At 46.0% G+C, this 14,530-nt stretch carries 15 protein-coding genes; 1 reads left to right on the forward strand and 14 read right to left on the reverse strand.

All coding sequences use genetic code 11. The features are described from left to right. Positions 1–37: 37 nt before the first annotated feature. The 5 genes from MJZ25_15465 to MJZ25_15485 form a co-directional block, all read right to left on the reverse strand. Positions 38–820 (reverse strand): hypothetical protein, encoded by a 783-nt coding sequence (locus tag MJZ25_15465; GenBank protein ID MCQ2125572.1) that lies wholly within the window; start codon positions 818–820, stop codon positions 38–40. Between the two features lie 106 nt (positions 821–926). Further along, positions 927–1,421 carry a hypothetical protein gene (locus MJZ25_15470; GenBank protein MCQ2125573.1) on the reverse strand — a complete coding sequence of 165 codons (495 nt, stop codon included), beginning with the start codon at positions 1,419–1,421 and terminating at the stop codon, positions 927–929. A 366-nt stretch (positions 1,422–1,787) separates the two neighbouring features. Next, on the reverse strand, positions 1,788–2,291 hold the full coding sequence (locus MJZ25_15475; protein ID MCQ2125574.1) for a hypothetical protein: 504 nt from the start codon (positions 2,289–2,291) through the stop codon (positions 1,788–1,790). A 2-nt stretch (positions 2,292–2,293) separates the two neighbouring features. Then, a complete protein-coding gene (locus MJZ25_15480; protein MCQ2125575.1) occupies positions 2,294–3,046 on the reverse strand; it encodes a hypothetical protein in 753 nt (250 codons plus the stop codon). Positions 3,047–3,296: 250 nt separating this feature from the next. Next, positions 3,297–3,929, reverse strand: coding sequence for a hypothetical protein (locus MJZ25_15485; protein MCQ2125576.1), 633 nt, complete (start codon positions 3,927–3,929; stop codon positions 3,297–3,299). Positions 3,930–4,470: 541 nt separating this feature from the next. On the opposite strand from MJZ25_15485, the gene MJZ25_15490 reads away from it, so the two are divergent. Next, positions 4,471–5,439 (forward strand): Rpn family recombination-promoting nuclease/putative transposase, encoded by a 969-nt coding sequence (locus MJZ25_15490; protein ID MCQ2125577.1) that lies wholly within the window; start codon positions 4,471–4,473, stop codon positions 5,437–5,439. 86 nt (positions 5,440–5,525) lie between these two features. Here MJZ25_15490 and MJZ25_15495 read toward each other — a convergent pair whose 3' ends face one another. The 9 genes from MJZ25_15495 to MJZ25_15535 form a co-directional block, all read right to left on the reverse strand. Beyond that, complete coding sequence (locus MJZ25_15495) at positions 5,526–5,951, reverse strand: PTS sugar transporter subunit IIA (protein ID MCQ2125578.1); 426 nt, start codon at positions 5,949–5,951, stop codon at positions 5,526–5,528. Positions 5,952–6,029: 78 nt separating this feature from the next. After that, on the reverse strand, positions 6,030–7,046 hold the full coding sequence (locus tag MJZ25_15500; GenBank protein MCQ2125579.1) for a phosphotransferase: 1,017 nt from the start codon (positions 7,044–7,046) through the stop codon (positions 6,030–6,032). Positions 7,047–7,100: 54 nt separating this feature from the next. After that, positions 7,101–8,117 (reverse strand): ABC transporter permease subunit, encoded by a 1,017-nt coding sequence (locus MJZ25_15505; protein ID MCQ2125580.1) that lies wholly within the window; start codon positions 8,115–8,117, stop codon positions 7,101–7,103. Further along, complete coding sequence (gene dapB, locus MJZ25_15510) at positions 8,118–8,948, reverse strand: dihydrodipicolinate reductase (GenBank protein ID MCQ2125581.1); 831 nt, start codon at positions 8,946–8,948, stop codon at positions 8,118–8,120. Between the two features lie 97 nt (positions 8,949–9,045). After that, entirely contained in the window at positions 9,046–9,501 is a 456-nt protein-coding gene (locus MJZ25_15515; protein MCQ2125582.1) for a hypothetical protein, read from the reverse strand. A 46-nt stretch (positions 9,502–9,547) separates the two neighbouring features. Continuing rightward, positions 9,548–10,738, reverse strand: a complete 1,191-nt coding sequence (locus MJZ25_15520; GenBank protein ID MCQ2125583.1) for an iron-containing alcohol dehydrogenase — start codon at positions 10,736–10,738, stop codon at positions 9,548–9,550. Between the two features lie 106 nt (positions 10,739–10,844). Then, entirely contained in the window at positions 10,845–12,503 is a 1,659-nt protein-coding gene (locus tag MJZ25_15525; protein ID MCQ2125584.1) for a fibrobacter succinogenes major paralogous domain-containing protein, read from the reverse strand. Positions 12,504–12,546: 43 nt separating this feature from the next. Next, positions 12,547–13,503 carry a Fic family protein gene (locus MJZ25_15530; GenBank protein MCQ2125585.1) on the reverse strand — a complete coding sequence of 319 codons (957 nt, stop codon included), beginning with the start codon at positions 13,501–13,503 and terminating at the stop codon, positions 12,547–12,549. Between the two features lie 170 nt (positions 13,504–13,673). Further along, on the reverse strand, positions 13,674–14,530 hold an 857-nt coding region (locus MJZ25_15535), incomplete at its 5' end, for an adenylosuccinate lyase (GenBank protein MCQ2125586.1).

Here is a 14,530-nt window from a genome sequence, read left to right on the forward strand (position 1 = left end):
ATAGTTTTGAATATAAAGAAACTCACACAAAGACTCCTTAATACTCAAAAAAAAGCACTTCTTTTAGTACACTGTCTACAGCAACCAATTTCTTGTTTTCTATAAAATTACGATTTTTTTTATACTCATACAACCATTTACCATCGTGGGAAAAATACATCGGTCCATATCGAACATTGCAAGATAGTCCCAAAGATGTTGTTTCAAGACGCGGCTTGAAGATTTCAACCACGTCATTTAAGCTTAATTTTTTTTCAACAAATTCATTTATGTATAAATGAAAATATCGTTCAAAAACTGTTCCCTCTTTTTTTTCACCCAGCATGATTCCAGCAAACAAATAAGAACACTTTTTCCCATCAAGCGAAGCACAATATGAAGATTCCTTACCTGATTCACTAACATAAATAGTATTTTGACTAACAGTCTTATCAAAACGTGGGATTAGCAGATCTTTCATTCTCGCAGACGACGTTTTTTCATTCATTAAGTTTTCTGGAACATCATATAAAACGGGTGCATAAAACAAATCAGTAACAGCAGATTTGACACCCTCGGATTCTTCCTTTGAGTTTAAGTTCAATAAAATATAGGCAAGTAAAGAATCGCTTAAATCACAAGGATACCGAATTTCGATATCATCAACATTCTTCTCACAAATATCATAAGCAAGAACCTGAGCGTTTTTAGGAACGTACGAATTTTCTTTTTCATAAGATTTATAGATAATCGTTAAGCGTTCTTCCCGAAAAGAATCACGCAAGCCAACAGAACAAGAAACAATTAGCAAGCCAACAAACATTAAATAATATTTCATCATAATCTCATAGCAAAATAAACTTTATTTAAAAAAAGATTAGGTTAAATAGGCGATTATGGGGAAGCTTACAAAAATGGGTAGCTGACACATCTGATAATATAATTGATTATTTAAGTGCGCTTGAATACACAAGGAGAACCTTCGGATTTGAGTTTTTCTTCAAATATTCTGTTCGAAAGAATTTAACTTTCAAAGTTCCTCCTGTTTCAAGATCTAAGCCCTGAGGCACTTTAAAGGAAACAACATCAGCACCTCGTCCGAGACACAAGCCCTCTGGCCTGCGACCCGGAAGCGTGGCTCCACCCGAAAAGGTTGAATCGCCAATCAAAAAAGACATTGATACGGCAGCCATATTACGCCAATCATCTTCATTTGAATCAAACGTAGATTCAAAGCAAATAGAAAAATGGTTTCCATACCGGACAAAGGGAACCTCGAATACTTGTTCCTCTTCAGAATTAATGTCAACCGGAGCTTCCCAAAGAACATCCGCCAATTCAAAAGGGTTACGAGTGTACCCTTTGATATGCCACGGACCACAGCCCGTCAAAAGGAGCATAATAGAAATGAACAAAAAAAACATCTTCTGTTTAATAACCATAATGGACTTGTAGATTTTTTAATAGAGGGCTTTTCGCAAGCCATATTCATTAATTTGATGGTTTAAATATACTCTCGTTTCGTATCGATTGTTGAAGTTTATGCAATAAGTTTGATAACGTATATTGTCTTTCGCAAATTCCTCTAAGGGGGTTAAAAAAAAATAGGATGTTCCAATTTTTAGATTTGAAATAACCACAAATCAACCTAAAAAGAGAGCATCCTATGGATAACAATATAATTAAAATTGACAAAGAGGGTGACAATCGAGGAAGCCCTCAATACCAAGCTGAAATTAATGTTGTACGTTTAGTTAGATTATCCATATATAATTTTTCCATCAATCCGTTATACTAATATAAAATAATCATTTCGTAGGGACCTTGTATACAAGGACAACCCTTGGATTACGAACATTTTTCAAATGTTTGATACGGGAAAACTTGACTTTCAACGTACCTCCGGTCTCTAAATCAAAATCATCCGGAAGAAAGAAGTAGACTCCAGTGACCCCTTTTCCACCATTCCCCAAACAAGCCCCTTCCATTGGGCCCCAAATGAGAGGCTCTTCGCCAACAAATACAGAGTTTCCTATTGAAAACGACATCTGCACATGGTCATTCTGAGTGATTTCATTTCCACTAGCAACAATTGTAGTATCATAGCAGATTGAAAAACGTTTTCCATACTTAACAAATGGCACCTCAAACACTTGCTCTTCTTCAGAGTTTATGTCAACCGGAGCTTCCCAAAGGACATCCGCCCATTCAAAAGGGTTACGAGTGTACCCTTTGATATGCCACGGACCACAGCCCGTAAAAAGAAGCATGATAGAAATGAGCAAAAAAAACATCTTCTGTTTAATAACCATAATCAATAACTAAGGCATTTGTTGAAGTTCTTTTTATTTGTAAAAACATTCCAACGACATTCTTTAAAATTTTCATGGAAAAGAGCATAGAAATACTCATACAAATAAATATACTCATCAAGTTCCTTATTCATTTTCATTTCGTTGTCTATACAACCAGGAGGAGCCATCTTGATAACTTTATTTTCTCCTGATTTACTGCGGCGTATGATTCTAAATGCATTCATATTACATTGTTCACCACGCCTTGAATAAAGATTTAGAGGATAACCTGAAATAGACATACGATTTTCATTCATAAACTTTTGAAGCAGTGCGTATAAGCTATCGGATATTTGCGACTTTGAAGTACATTTTTCCACAAGATCGTCCTTATCTTTCCAAATATATTTCTTAAGACACTTCCGGCATTTATAAATGCCTGGAGCCTCACAAGGATACAGCAACAAGCGAAGCATATTTAATTTTCTTGAATTATTTGCGACAAAAGCGATAACAACACCATTGCCTGGGCCATAACTAAGGGTATGGTCGTACATTCCCATGTATATATAAAAGCCATCTTGATCGGGCAGAAGTTGCGAAGTTTCAAAAAATTCCTCCACATGCACAGCAAGATACTTAACGTCATCAAAATAATCCTGTGTTATCAGCTCTGTTTTATAATTTTCTCCATCAGCAAAAGCAATGTCATCTTTCGCCAGGGCGCAAACATTAAAAGCTAACAGAAAGACAATAAAAAATTTCATTTTCATACGAACTCCGATCTTAATTATACACTCCATAACCAATCATATCAAGGAAAAAATGATCTATAAAGTTGCCGACCATAATTTCAATTGCACCGTAATCACCAGATCCTGCTTTACGATAAGCAGTATAGCCCCAATTAAAACTCGTTTCTTCATCGCTATAAAGATATTACCTAGGGGTTCCTGATTCATCTTCTCGAGAAGTGCAAGGCTATAGCAGCTACACGCGGCACTAGCAGCATATTACACGACGTTACGCAGCACTCATCCAGCGGAGGAATTCCTGGCAGGATTCGTCACCCAGGCTATTCATTTTCTTAGTTAACTCCAGGGAATTCCTGAAGGCCACATCACAGCAGTGACGGTAAGTTTTTACCTCGCTGTTATTGGCTGCGGCAATATTGCTACTGATTGCATTACGACTCCTTAGGTAATTGTTGTGAACCTGTTCCAGGTAGTCGATACGCGACTTGACGGCAAGTTTTTCTAGCTGTTCCGCAGGGATTTTCTTGGACAACGTTAGGGCATGTTCAATCGCCGTCGTCACCTTCGGAGAAGCCGCCCCCGCAATATAATGCGAGAAGGCCCTTGATAGTTCCGTCACGGTTGCGCGATCCTGATCAGAATCAAACTCCTCCAGAGACCTTACTGCAGTCTGGCAAATCCTGTAGGCACGAGCACGTTCCTCGTTCCATTCAGAAACATACCCTGGCACAGGTGTTTTCACCATCGTTTCCAGTTGGCTCAGAAGTTTTCCATAGGCATCAATTGCCCCGGAAACCATGGGATTGTCGATTTTTCGCATATTTTCGAAGATTTTGCGATGAACTTCGACATACGACAGCAAATTATAGCTGCGGAAACCTTGACTTTGCTTGTAGTCCATATCCTAACTCCTTTTGAGGTTTCGCCTCAAATTCCAGTAATAAACTACAAATCAGTTGCACAAGAAACAAACTCTAGGGGCAAAAAAGGCATTTTCAGTCGTAGCACCACCATTTTTTGTTGTGTCTGATACACAATAATTTGTAGAAGGCCCAACACCCACGAGAGGAAACTGCATCATAATTTGCAGGAGCAACAAATCACACTAGTAGAAGTTACTTTATAATTTATAGAAGCAACAACTCACACTAGCACAAGTTACATCATAGTTTGCGGAAGACCAAACATCCGCTAGAAGAAACTGCATTATAATTTGCAGAAACAACAAATCACACCTGCTGAAGATACTTCATAATTTATGGAAGCTACAACATACACTAGCAGATGCTACTTCATAATTTGTGGAAGGGAAAGTTTTCAAAACACCACCAACAGGATTATCATCGTTTACGCGTACAAACAAAATTTTTCATAAAAAGCGGTTCCCATTTGGGCGTTTCCTGCGTGTTAATAGTAGGCTCAACTTTTAACATGGAGGAAAAATGAACAAAAGTACAACTAATAAACACACCAGGGAAATTCCGGCGGAGCTTATCGGGCAAGTTTACTTAGACCCGAAATACGATCCCGCTTTCAAGGAACTTTTTGACAGTGAAGATACCCTCAAGGACTTTCTTGATGCGGTTCTGAATTTAGAAGGCGATGATAAAATCAAGACAATCAATTTCTCCTTTGACAAGACAATAAACTTCCGCACGCCGCAAAGAAAGAAAGTCATTCTGGATATTTTCGCCACCACAGGTTCCGGGCGATTTCTTGACATTGAAATGCAGAAGGCGGAACACGACTACTTCATTGACCGAGCAATTCTCTACAAGGCCTTCCTGATAATCAAGGGCAAGCAGGAAATGGAACGATCGCCGGAATTCAAGAAACTTTCGAAAGTGGAGAGGGAAAGCCGTCGGTACGAGTTGCCTGAATCTATCGCCATTTGGTTGTGTGACTTCGACTTGCCCGGACACGAAACTTCGATCTCCGATGAATCAAAATCAAAGGAAGGCGCACCCTACATGGACGAGTGGCATCTCAGCAGTCGCAACAGCATCGAGTCCGGCCATCCCGTTTCCATCTTCCCGAAAAATAAGTATATTATCATCAGTCTGCCAAACTTCAAGAAATCCGCAAAGGATGTGCAAGGCGCCCTGGACGCATGGCTCTACCTGCTGAACCACGCCAGTGACGGCACAGAACTTCCCACTTTTGGAAACAGCGCCGTTGAAGACGCCCTGAAGCGCATCCGCGTAGAGAATGCAGACGAGGAACTCTTAACGGCTCAGGTAAAGGACATGGTTACGAAGGAAGAAAACGAAACCCGTTTGGCAAGCGCCCTACTCAAGGGCCGCGCTTTGGAAAAGAGAGATCTTGCCAAGGCCTTGCTTGCCGAAGGTGATTCTGTAGAAAAAGTTGCACGATGCACAGGTCTCACTCCTGAAGAAATCAAGGCTCTATAATCGAACATCCCTGTTCAAATTACAAAAGGTCGCACAAAATGTGCGGCCTATTCTTTTTCATGAACAATCGTCCTGTTCTCTATGCCTTACGCGAACAATTCGCGGATTTCCTGGTCTGTAGTGACCTTGAGGGCCTTTGCCTTCCATTCAGGGTTCAGCATTTTCTTAGCCATGTCCGCGATGACGGTGGTGTGGGCGGTAGCAGATTCTGCAGGAGAGAGCAGCACGCACATGAACTGAGCCTTTTCTCCCCCACGAATCTCGATTCCGGTAAAGCCTTCGGGGCAAACCACAAAGGCCATGAGGGGTTCAGCAAGGCCGGGCACCCGGGTATGGGGCAGGAGCAAGCCCTCGCCCATATAGATTCCCTGCTTTACACGTTCAGCCAGATTCTTCCACGTTGCCATGGCGTCAAACTGAAGAGGTCCATGCACCAACGCATCGTAAGCAAAACCAAGAGCACGACCAAAAGTATCACTTTGTGCGTAAAACTTCGTGTAAACTAAAGCCATCTAAATTACCCAAACCAAAAAGTCAAAAAAAAAATTACGAATTCGATCATCTCGTAATTCGTAATTCATAAATCTTAATTAAGCCAGAGCCTTGTCCATGAACTCGAAGACTTCGGGGCTTGTGGCCTTTGCGATCTTCTTGAATTCGCTAAACAGAACACGGAGCTGAGCCTTGCCCGGTTCGATATACTGCTCGAACTTCTGGATTCCCTTCACCTTGGAAAGGAAGCAGTAGGCGCCCATGGCCTGCATGACGCGCTGGAGGCTAGCATAAACGAAAGCTTCCCAGGCATCCTGCTGAGTGTAGGTCTTGGTGCCGCGGAAAGAGGTGCGCCAGTATTCAAAGAAGTCCTTGATTTCGGCAAGGGACAGGCAAACGTAAGGGTCCCACAGCAAGGAAGCCAGGTCGTAGAACATGGAACCACGGCGTGCGCCCTGGTAGTCCACGAATGCGATTTCGGAATCCGGCTTCACCATGATGTTCTGGCTCTGGAAATCACGATGCATCAAGGCCTTGGGCTGAGCATCCACAGAAAGGGCCAGCATGGAGTAGAAGTTACGGACAGATTCCGGAATTTCGGTAATGGCCTTGTGAGCCTTCAAATAGTTTTCGGTGAAGTAGTCCGTTTCCCACTTGAGGGCGGCAAAGTCGAAACGACGGAGCCAGATGTCGGAATGGGAACTGAACAGGGAGCGGGAAACCTGCTGCCACTTGATGAGGGCTTCGATCACTTCGGGATAGAGAATGCGGACGTTGCCGGAGCGCTTGTCGGCACCTGCGGGGAAAATGTTATCCAGGAGATTGTGGGCGCCAAGGTCTTCCTGCAAAACGGAGCAGGAGGCTTCGTCTACGAAATAGACGCGGGGAACGGGCAAACCGTATTCAGCAAAGGTTTCGGAATAGTCAACAAAGCGCTTAAAATCGTCGTCTACAACGGCAGAGACCTGCAGAACGCAGCTGCGGTCGCCACTGGCGATTCGGTAGTACTTACGGCCCGAACCTGCACCAGCGATGGTAGAAATTTCAAAGTCAGCGGCATAGCCGTGGGAAAGAAGAAAATCTTTAACAGCAGAAGAAACGATTTCAGTATTCATGCTAAGCAATATATAAAAGACGAGAGACGAGAGACGAAAGACGAGAGAATTTTTCTAAGAAAATTTGATACGCGGATCCACCATGGTGTAAAGGATGTCACTAAAGAGGCGTCCCACCATGGCCATAAGGCTGCTCAAGAAGATCACGCCCATGACCACATTGTAGTCGCGGTTCACCATGGAATTGTAATAAAGCAAGCCCATGCCGTCGATATCAAAGACCTTCTCGATCAAAAGGGCACCGGCGAACATGAGGGTGCAGATTTCGGAAAGGCGGGTGGCAATGGGGATCAAGGCGTTGCGGAGGGCGTGGCGGACCAGAGCCTGGTTGAAGCTCATACCCTTGGCCAAGGCAGTGCGCATATAGTCGCGGCCCAGTTCCTCCAAGGCGGAGTTTTTCATAAGGAAGGTCAGGAACGCAAATTCGCTGATCATGTAGCAGAAGATGGGCAGCACCAGATGGTGGGCCAAGTCCAGCACTTTCTCAAAGAAGGAAAAGTCCTCGAAGTCGTCGGAGGTCAGGCCACCCAGCGGGAAAATATCCAGATAGGAACCGCCCGCAAGGAAGATGATAAGCAAGATACCCAGGGCGTAACCCGGCATCACATAGCCGGAGAAAATAACGCCACTGCTAAAGGAATCCAACTTGCTTCCGTGGTGTACAGCCTTCCAGAGGCCCAGAGGAATACAAATCAGGTAACTGAGGAAGAAGGAGGTAAAGCCAAAAAACAGGGATATGGGGAAACGGCTAGTAATCACGTCCCACACAGGGAGGCCGTAGGTGTAGCTGGTTCCCAAGTCCAGGTGAAGCACGTTCCACAGCCAGGTCAGGTAGCGCTGCCAGGCCGGCTTGTCGAAGCCGAAGTAAGCCTGGATTTGTGCAATCTGGTCTGGCGACAGAGCCTTGGACGCGTCTACCCCACCCTTCATGGCGGCAGCCTGCTGGGCACGGGAAATCATTTCTTCCACAGGGCCACCGGGCAAAAGCTGAATGAGGATGAAGCATACCAATGAAATCCCGATGAGGGTCGGGATCATCAAAAGCAAGCGTCTAAGGATATAGGAACGCATTTACCTCATCTTGCCGGAGCGGAGAACGTCCATCATGTTGAAGGGCTTTGCAGTGCCAGCGGCAATCTGTTCAGCCAGGAAGTTCACGGCATCCACAGTACCTTCGGCGTAGATCTTACGGCCGCAGACATTGTGCTGGAATTCGAAATGGACGGTACCGTCGGCGCTATCCAGATTGTAGGTGTGGAATGCGTGGCCACCCAGGTATTCTTCCGGCACGCCCATACGTTCCATCTGTTCGCTTTCGACGCGGACCTTTTCGATATCGTCCGGAGTATATTCGAAGCCCATCTTCTGGAAGGAGCCAACCACTGCACGAGCGGTACCGCTGGTGTCAGCCTTGGTCTTCTGATGGCTTTCCACCACAGACAGCTTGTAGCCGCTGAATGCTGTGGGGAATTCGGTTGCCAGCCATTCAATCATAGTCTGGAAAGCAACAATCTGCTTGCTCATGTTGGGAGCGATAACGCTGGGATGGTTTGCTTCAGCAACCAGCTTGGTCAAAGCTTCGCGGTCACCACCGGTGGTACCCATGACAAAGGGAATCTTATGCTTGACATAGAAAGCGGCGTTGTCGTTCACAGCGGTGGGATGAGTGTAGTCCACGCAGATGAGGTTGGGGTACTTGGCCAGAACTTCACCGATGCGTTCTTCGCGATTGCTGGGCTTCAAGAGCTGGACAGTCTTGCCGGCAACTTCAGATTCGTTTTCAACGATGATTTCGCCAGTCAGAGAATAAGGAACAAGTTCCAAACCGCGGGCAACGCAAGTTTCAGCAACGATCTTGCCCATGTTACCCGGAATACCATTTACCATAACCTGTACGGACATAAAAACTCCTTAGTTTTAACAATCACAATATAGTATAAGTAGCAACGACTACGAAAAAGCGCCGTTATACAACAGCGCCTAAAATCACTTTTCAGAATTATTTTTCATTTGGTTCTGGAGCACGAGGAACTCCACCCAAAGGAACCGGCTTAGACTTATTAGTAGCAGCACGACGACGTTTGGGTATAACATTCACCTCGTCATCAGAAATTGCAGCAGCCTTCCCCATCAAAGGAGCCTTACGCCCCTTCATTTGGGAAAGTTTTTGAGCAACATCAGAAGAAGAGTCTCGGACGCATATAGAATCTGAAGAAATTATCGTGGAATCATTTTTTGTGGAATCAACTTTCATTGTATCCGCGGAGTCATCTCGTACTGTAACAGAGACGGTCAAATCAGTTCCCACATCGCCGAAAATAATAGGTTCAGGTTCTTCCTTGGAACAGGCCCCAAGCCCTAATCCAGCAGTCAAGCCAAGGGCTGCCATAGCCGCAGTCTTGGTAGCTACAGACCAGGCCTTATCCTTTGGAACTTTTTTCTTTTGAATATCCATACCGACCACCCTTTTCTACCCAATATACAAAATCAGTTTTGTACTTCTACAAAGCCAACTTGTAGATTTCCATGGTGGCGGCAGCATCCAAATCCATATAGCCCTTAAGAACGTCGCCCTTCAACTTATGGAGACGTTCGTTCAAAAGTTCCAGATTGGGGTTCGGCACGCCGAGCTGCGCGAAAGTCACGGGCATGTGGAGTTTGTCGTGGAGCCAAGTCTTAAGGGCAAGAGCGCCAGCCATTGCATCGGCAGCAACGTCTCCGGAGTCGGCAACGCCTAAAACACGATGAGCCAGTTGGGCAACCTTGTGAGGGTTATGCTTGGCCGCATACTGCAGGAACGCTGGGAAAATCACCGCAAGGCCTGCGCCGTGAGTCACATCGTACTCTGCAGAAATTTCATGTTCCATGGCATGGCTGTTCCAGTCTTCTACGCGTCCGATGGAGCAAGTGTCGTTGTGAGCGATGGTGGCGCTCCACATGATATTGGCGCGGGCCTCATAATTCTGCGGGTCGGCAATAAGCTTTTCCGCATTTTCCATAATGGCAAGGAGCATACCTTCAGCAAGGCGGTCACCAATCTGCACATCGGGAGTATTACTGAGGTAGCGTTCCAGAATGTGGGCCATCATGTCGCTGACGCCGCTGGCTGTCTGCCATTCCGGCAAAGTCATGGTCAGTTCCGGATTCATCACCGCAAACTTCGGGCGAAGATGCATCGGATAACGGATTCCCACCTTCACCTTCGTTGTGGTATTGGTAATCACGGAATTGCCGGAGCCCTCGGAACCAGCTGCAGGAATCGTGAGCACAACGCCAATAGGCAAAGCGCGACTTACCGTAGCCTTCTTCTTTCCGTTTACCATTTCATAAAGATCCCAGAAGTCACCTTCGTAGTAGTAGCCCACAGCCATAGCCTTGGCCGTATCGATTACGGAACCGCCACCCACCGGCAGCAAAAAGTCCGGTTTAAATTCGCGGGCTATCTCAAGCCCTTCACGGACCTTGGTATCAATGGGGTTCGGCTGCACGCCGCCCATTTCAACGACCGTCACACCGGCAGCCTTCAAAGAATCCTTCACACGGTCCAACAAACCGGAACGGACAACACTTCCGCCACCATAAATAATCATCACGCGGCTAGCACCATGTTTAACGCAAAGGTCCCCCACCTGGGATTCCGTGGAACGACCGAAAACAAATTCTGTAGGACTGTAGAAGGTGAAATTATTCATAGTCCCGAATATATATAAATGAAAAGCAGCCGTAAAACGACTGCATTTTCTAAGCGGCTTATTTAACGATTCTTAGTCCTTGCGCAGAACCGTGCGATTCACCTATTTAGTCCTTTAAACAACGAACAGAGTAACCGTAGGCCTTAAGTTCTGCACCCAGTTGAGCCACATCCACACTAAAATACAACTGCAAATGAGTTGCACTGTTGGCACTGGATTCATCGCTGGACCAGAAATTACCAATTCCACCGAGAAGGTAAAATTCGCCGTCATCAGGTTCAAGATATCCGCCAGGCAAAGCGGAGAAGCCAACATCATTGGTGCCGTTATACATATCCCAACTGATAGTTGATTTCAATTTGACTCCAGAATTTTCACCAACAAAATCAATCAAAGTTTTCCATTCAGTTTTACTTGGCAAATGCCAGCCTTCAGGACACACCTTAGTTGCAACAGACCACGGATACAAGCGACCAAGATTTTCACATCTTTTCTTTGAATTTTCAAAACAGAAACTAGATGAATCAGCGCCTTCCATAGGTTTGTTATAAGCGTAATTCAAATTTTCGGCCATCCAGGTTTGATCACCGATTTTCACAGTCTTGTACTTCTGGCAATCACGGGAATCCACAAATTCTTCGTAATCAATCTCCGGGTTCAAATACATCCACGAAGTCTTAGTTTGTTCAATCTGCGGACAACCCGGTACAATTTCACTGGAGCTAGAAATTGTCGAAGAATTGGATTCTACGCTGCTACTAGACACCGCTGAAGAACTAGAAGAAGGTTGTTTGGAAGCAGAGTCCTTGATGCAACGAACGGATCGCGAATAAGAATAAGCATAAACAACACCTTTTTCAAGTTCATTTGAAGACGACTTCAAGTCAATTATGTACACGCAACTACTACAACCTCGATACGTCGAAGAAGTCCAAAAACAAGTAGATTCTCCTACATGTTCATAATCACCATCCAATGCCCCGACTCCAGCAGGAAGTAACGTGAACCCGCTAGCGTTTCTTCCGTTTTTATCCTTATTCCAGCCATCAGAGGATTTAAACAACATACTTAGATTATCATCCTCATATTCCATAAACTCAAAAACGTTTTCCTCAAATTCATACCATTCCGATAATTCAGGAAGGCGCCATCCATCGGGACAAATTCCCTGAACAGTCTTATCTAAATCAAGGGAAGAGACCCCATGCCCTTGGGGAATTCCTACTGCTGCAGCCCATGTGTACAGGCGTCCATACTTGGCGCAGTTTTCCGGATTATTATCATAGCAAAAACTTGTTGAGTCTAAAGAGGTTGAAAGACCGTCGTATTTTTCGGCAGTGTAGGCGTAATTCAAGTTCTGCGCCATCCAAACCTGATTACCTATTTTCACAGTCTTGTAGACCTGTCCATCGCGTTCATCGGTAAACTCACCGTAATCTATGTCCGGATTCAAGTAATCCCAAGCAGTTTTCTTATTGCTAGAAGTGGGTGCAACAGAACTACTGGATTCTTCGATTTCAGCAGAAGAGCTGCTAGATTCCGGATCGGTGTCCGGGCTAACAGATGAAGAAGATTCATCCTTGACGCTAGAGGAAGATGGCGCAGACGTAACGCTAGACGAGGATTCCTCGGCGACGGATGAAGACGAAACCTCTTCATCGTTATTAGAATTTGCACTGGTGCTGTCGCTGTCGCAGGCAGTCACACCCAAAGAGATTGCTGCGGCAAAAGCCAAAGTTTCCTCAAGCCCAAAACATTTATTCATAAATCCTCCTATTTATGCAAAAATATAAAAAAATGCCGAGATGTTAAGCGAGAATCACCAACCGTTCTTTAAGAGCTTCGTCCTCGTAGCCGGTTACAAGATCCACCATGGGCTTAATATCGCCCGCACCGTAGTAGGCCTCGAAGGCGGCGTAATAACGACGACGGTCGGCAAACTTGATGTCGATGGGCAGGTAGCCTGCACGCATCAGGGCGAAGTTCAACAACAGACGACCAGTGCGGCCATTGCCATCAATAAACGGATGGACTCCCTCGAAATCCAGATGGAACTTGGAGATGCGTTCCAGCGGATGAACGTGGTCCTTGGAATTGTTGAAGGCGGCAACCAGCTGCTCCATCTGGGGCTGCACCAAGTAAGGCTGAGGCGGCGTATGGCTTGCACCAGAAATCATCACCGGAATACGGCGGTAGACGCCCTTGTCTTGAGGGCGGTCAATCAGCACCAGGGAATGCAATTCCTTAATGGCGCGTTCAGTCAGCGGTTCATCTTCAGAAACGAGAGTCAACATGTACTGAAAAGCATCGCGATGCCCCACCGCCTCCAAATGATCCTTCAGCGGTTTCTGATCGATGGTCACGCCCTCCAGCACCAGGCGGGTCTCAGAAAGCGTCAGGGTGTTGCCTTCGATGGCATTGGAATTGTAGGTGTAGTTGATGGTAAATTCATCACGGAGGCGGGCCAGTTCCCCAGGCGTCAGAGGGCGACGGCGGTCCAGCTCCCGTTTCTCGGAATCCACGCGGTCAAACATTTCCTTGAACGCCTCGGGAATATTAAACCAGCGGTTCTCACGACCGTCCAAAGGCTTGATGGCACCTCGGGGAATCTTGTAACTGCGGCCCGTGCGGGTCACGCCCTCAACCTTCCCCTGTTCGCAAAGGTAACGGACACGGCGGTCGCTCAAGTTCCAAAGAGCAGCAGCCTCCCCCACACTCATGTACTGGGAGACATCGTATTCATTTTGGATTTTTGAACGTGCCATAACCTACCTCCAAAGTACCGAAAAGGGTTCAAAATATAAGTTTCGCACAATTTATCGGAACAATAACTTTCACACATTAGCAATATAACAAACTATTATTCCGCAAACAAGACAAAAGAAATGCGACCCCATAAGGGCCGCACTTTAGATTTTGCGATGTGACGGAAGGATTAAACTTTTAATTCGCCGGCGTCGATGTTATCCCAGTCAGCGATTGCTTCGATAGCCGGGCGGACTTCTTCGGTCACGAACTTCACGACCTGGCCAGGAGCGCGGCCAACGAACTTGCGAAGGTCGAGGATTTCCTTCAGCTTTTCTTCGGTGATGCCCAGCTTCTGGAGCTTTTCGTTCTTGAGAACGCGTTCGAGAAGGTCGTTATCCTTACCCTGTTCCTTAACGACGCGGCCAGCTTCCTGAGACATCACGCGGATTTCTTCGTGGAGTTCCTGACGGTCGCCGCCATTCTTCACGCCTTCCATGATGATGTTTTCGGTAGCCATGAACGGAAGTTCAGCCATGATGCGCTTTTCGATAACCTTCGGGTAAACCACGAGACCGTTGGTCACGTTTTCAGCGATGATGAGCATAGCATCCATAGCGAGGAATGCTTCAGGAATAGCGAGACGCTTGTTAGCAGAGTCATCCAAGGTACGTTCGAACCACTGGGTAGCCTGAGTGATAGCGGTGCTGTTCACCTGAGCCATCACGAAACGAGCGAGAGAGCAGATACGTTCGGAGCGCATGGGGTTACGCTTGTAAGCCATGGCGGAGGAACCGATCTGAGTCTTTTCGAAGGGTTCTTCCACTTCCTTAACACCCTGCATGAGGCGCATGTCGGTTGCAAACTTGTGGAGGGACTGAGCGATGGAAGAGAGCACCTGGTTCACGCGGTTGTCCCACTTACGGGTGTAGGTCTGACCGGTGATGGTGAGAACGCGCTTGAAGCCAGCCTTGGCGGTAACGCGACGGTCAAGTTCCATGATCTTTTCTTCGTCGCCGTTGAACAGGTCCATGAAGGAAGCCTGGG

The organism is Fibrobacter sp. (genome assembly GCA_024399065.1).
Lineage (GTDB): Bacteria > Fibrobacterota > Fibrobacteria > Fibrobacterales > Fibrobacteraceae > Fibrobacter.

Excerpts from the sequence above, each read along its gene's own strand:
- MJZ25_15465 (MCQ2125572.1), bottom strand. The coding sequence starts at position 820 with ATGATGAAATATTATTTAATGTTTGTTGGCTTGCTAATTGTTTCTTGT.
- MJZ25_15470 (MCQ2125573.1), bottom strand. The coding sequence starts at position 1,421 with ATGGTTATTAAACAGAAGATGTTTTTTTTGTTCATTTCTATTATGCTC.
- MJZ25_15475 (MCQ2125574.1), bottom strand. The coding sequence starts at position 2,291 with ATGGTTATTAAACAGAAGATGTTTTTTTTGCTCATTTCTATCATGCTT.
- MJZ25_15480 (MCQ2125575.1), bottom strand. The coding sequence starts at position 3,046 with ATGAAAATGAAATTTTTTATTGTCTTTCTGTTAGCTTTTAATGTTTGC.
- MJZ25_15485 (MCQ2125576.1), bottom strand. The coding sequence starts at position 3,929 with ATGGACTACAAGCAAAGTCAAGGTTTCCGCAGCTATAATTTGCTGTCG.
- MJZ25_15490 (MCQ2125577.1), top strand. The coding sequence starts at position 4,471 with ATGAACAAAAGTACAACTAATAAACACACCAGGGAAATTCCGGCGGAG.
- MJZ25_15495 (MCQ2125578.1), bottom strand. The coding sequence starts at position 5,951 with ATGGCTTTAGTTTACACGAAGTTTTACGCACAAAGTGATACTTTTGGT.
- MJZ25_15500 (MCQ2125579.1), bottom strand. The coding sequence starts at position 7,046 with ATGAATACTGAAATCGTTTCTTCTGCTGTTAAAGATTTTCTTCTTTCC.
- MJZ25_15505 (MCQ2125580.1), bottom strand. The coding sequence starts at position 8,117 with ATGCGTTCCTATATCCTTAGACGCTTGCTTTTGATGATCCCGACCCTC.
- dapB (MCQ2125581.1), bottom strand. The coding sequence starts at position 8,948 with ATGTCCGTACAGGTTATGGTAAATGGTATTCCGGGTAACATGGGCAAG.
- MJZ25_15515 (MCQ2125582.1), bottom strand. The coding sequence starts at position 9,501 with ATGGATATTCAAAAGAAAAAAGTTCCAAAGGATAAGGCCTGGTCTGTA.
- MJZ25_15520 (MCQ2125583.1), bottom strand. The coding sequence starts at position 10,738 with ATGAATAATTTCACCTTCTACAGTCCTACAGAATTTGTTTTCGGTCGT.
- MJZ25_15525 (MCQ2125584.1), bottom strand. The coding sequence starts at position 12,503 with ATGAATAAATGTTTTGGGCTTGAGGAAACTTTGGCTTTTGCCGCAGCA.
- MJZ25_15530 (MCQ2125585.1), bottom strand. The coding sequence starts at position 13,503 with ATGGCACGTTCAAAAATCCAAAATGAATACGATGTCTCCCAGTACATG.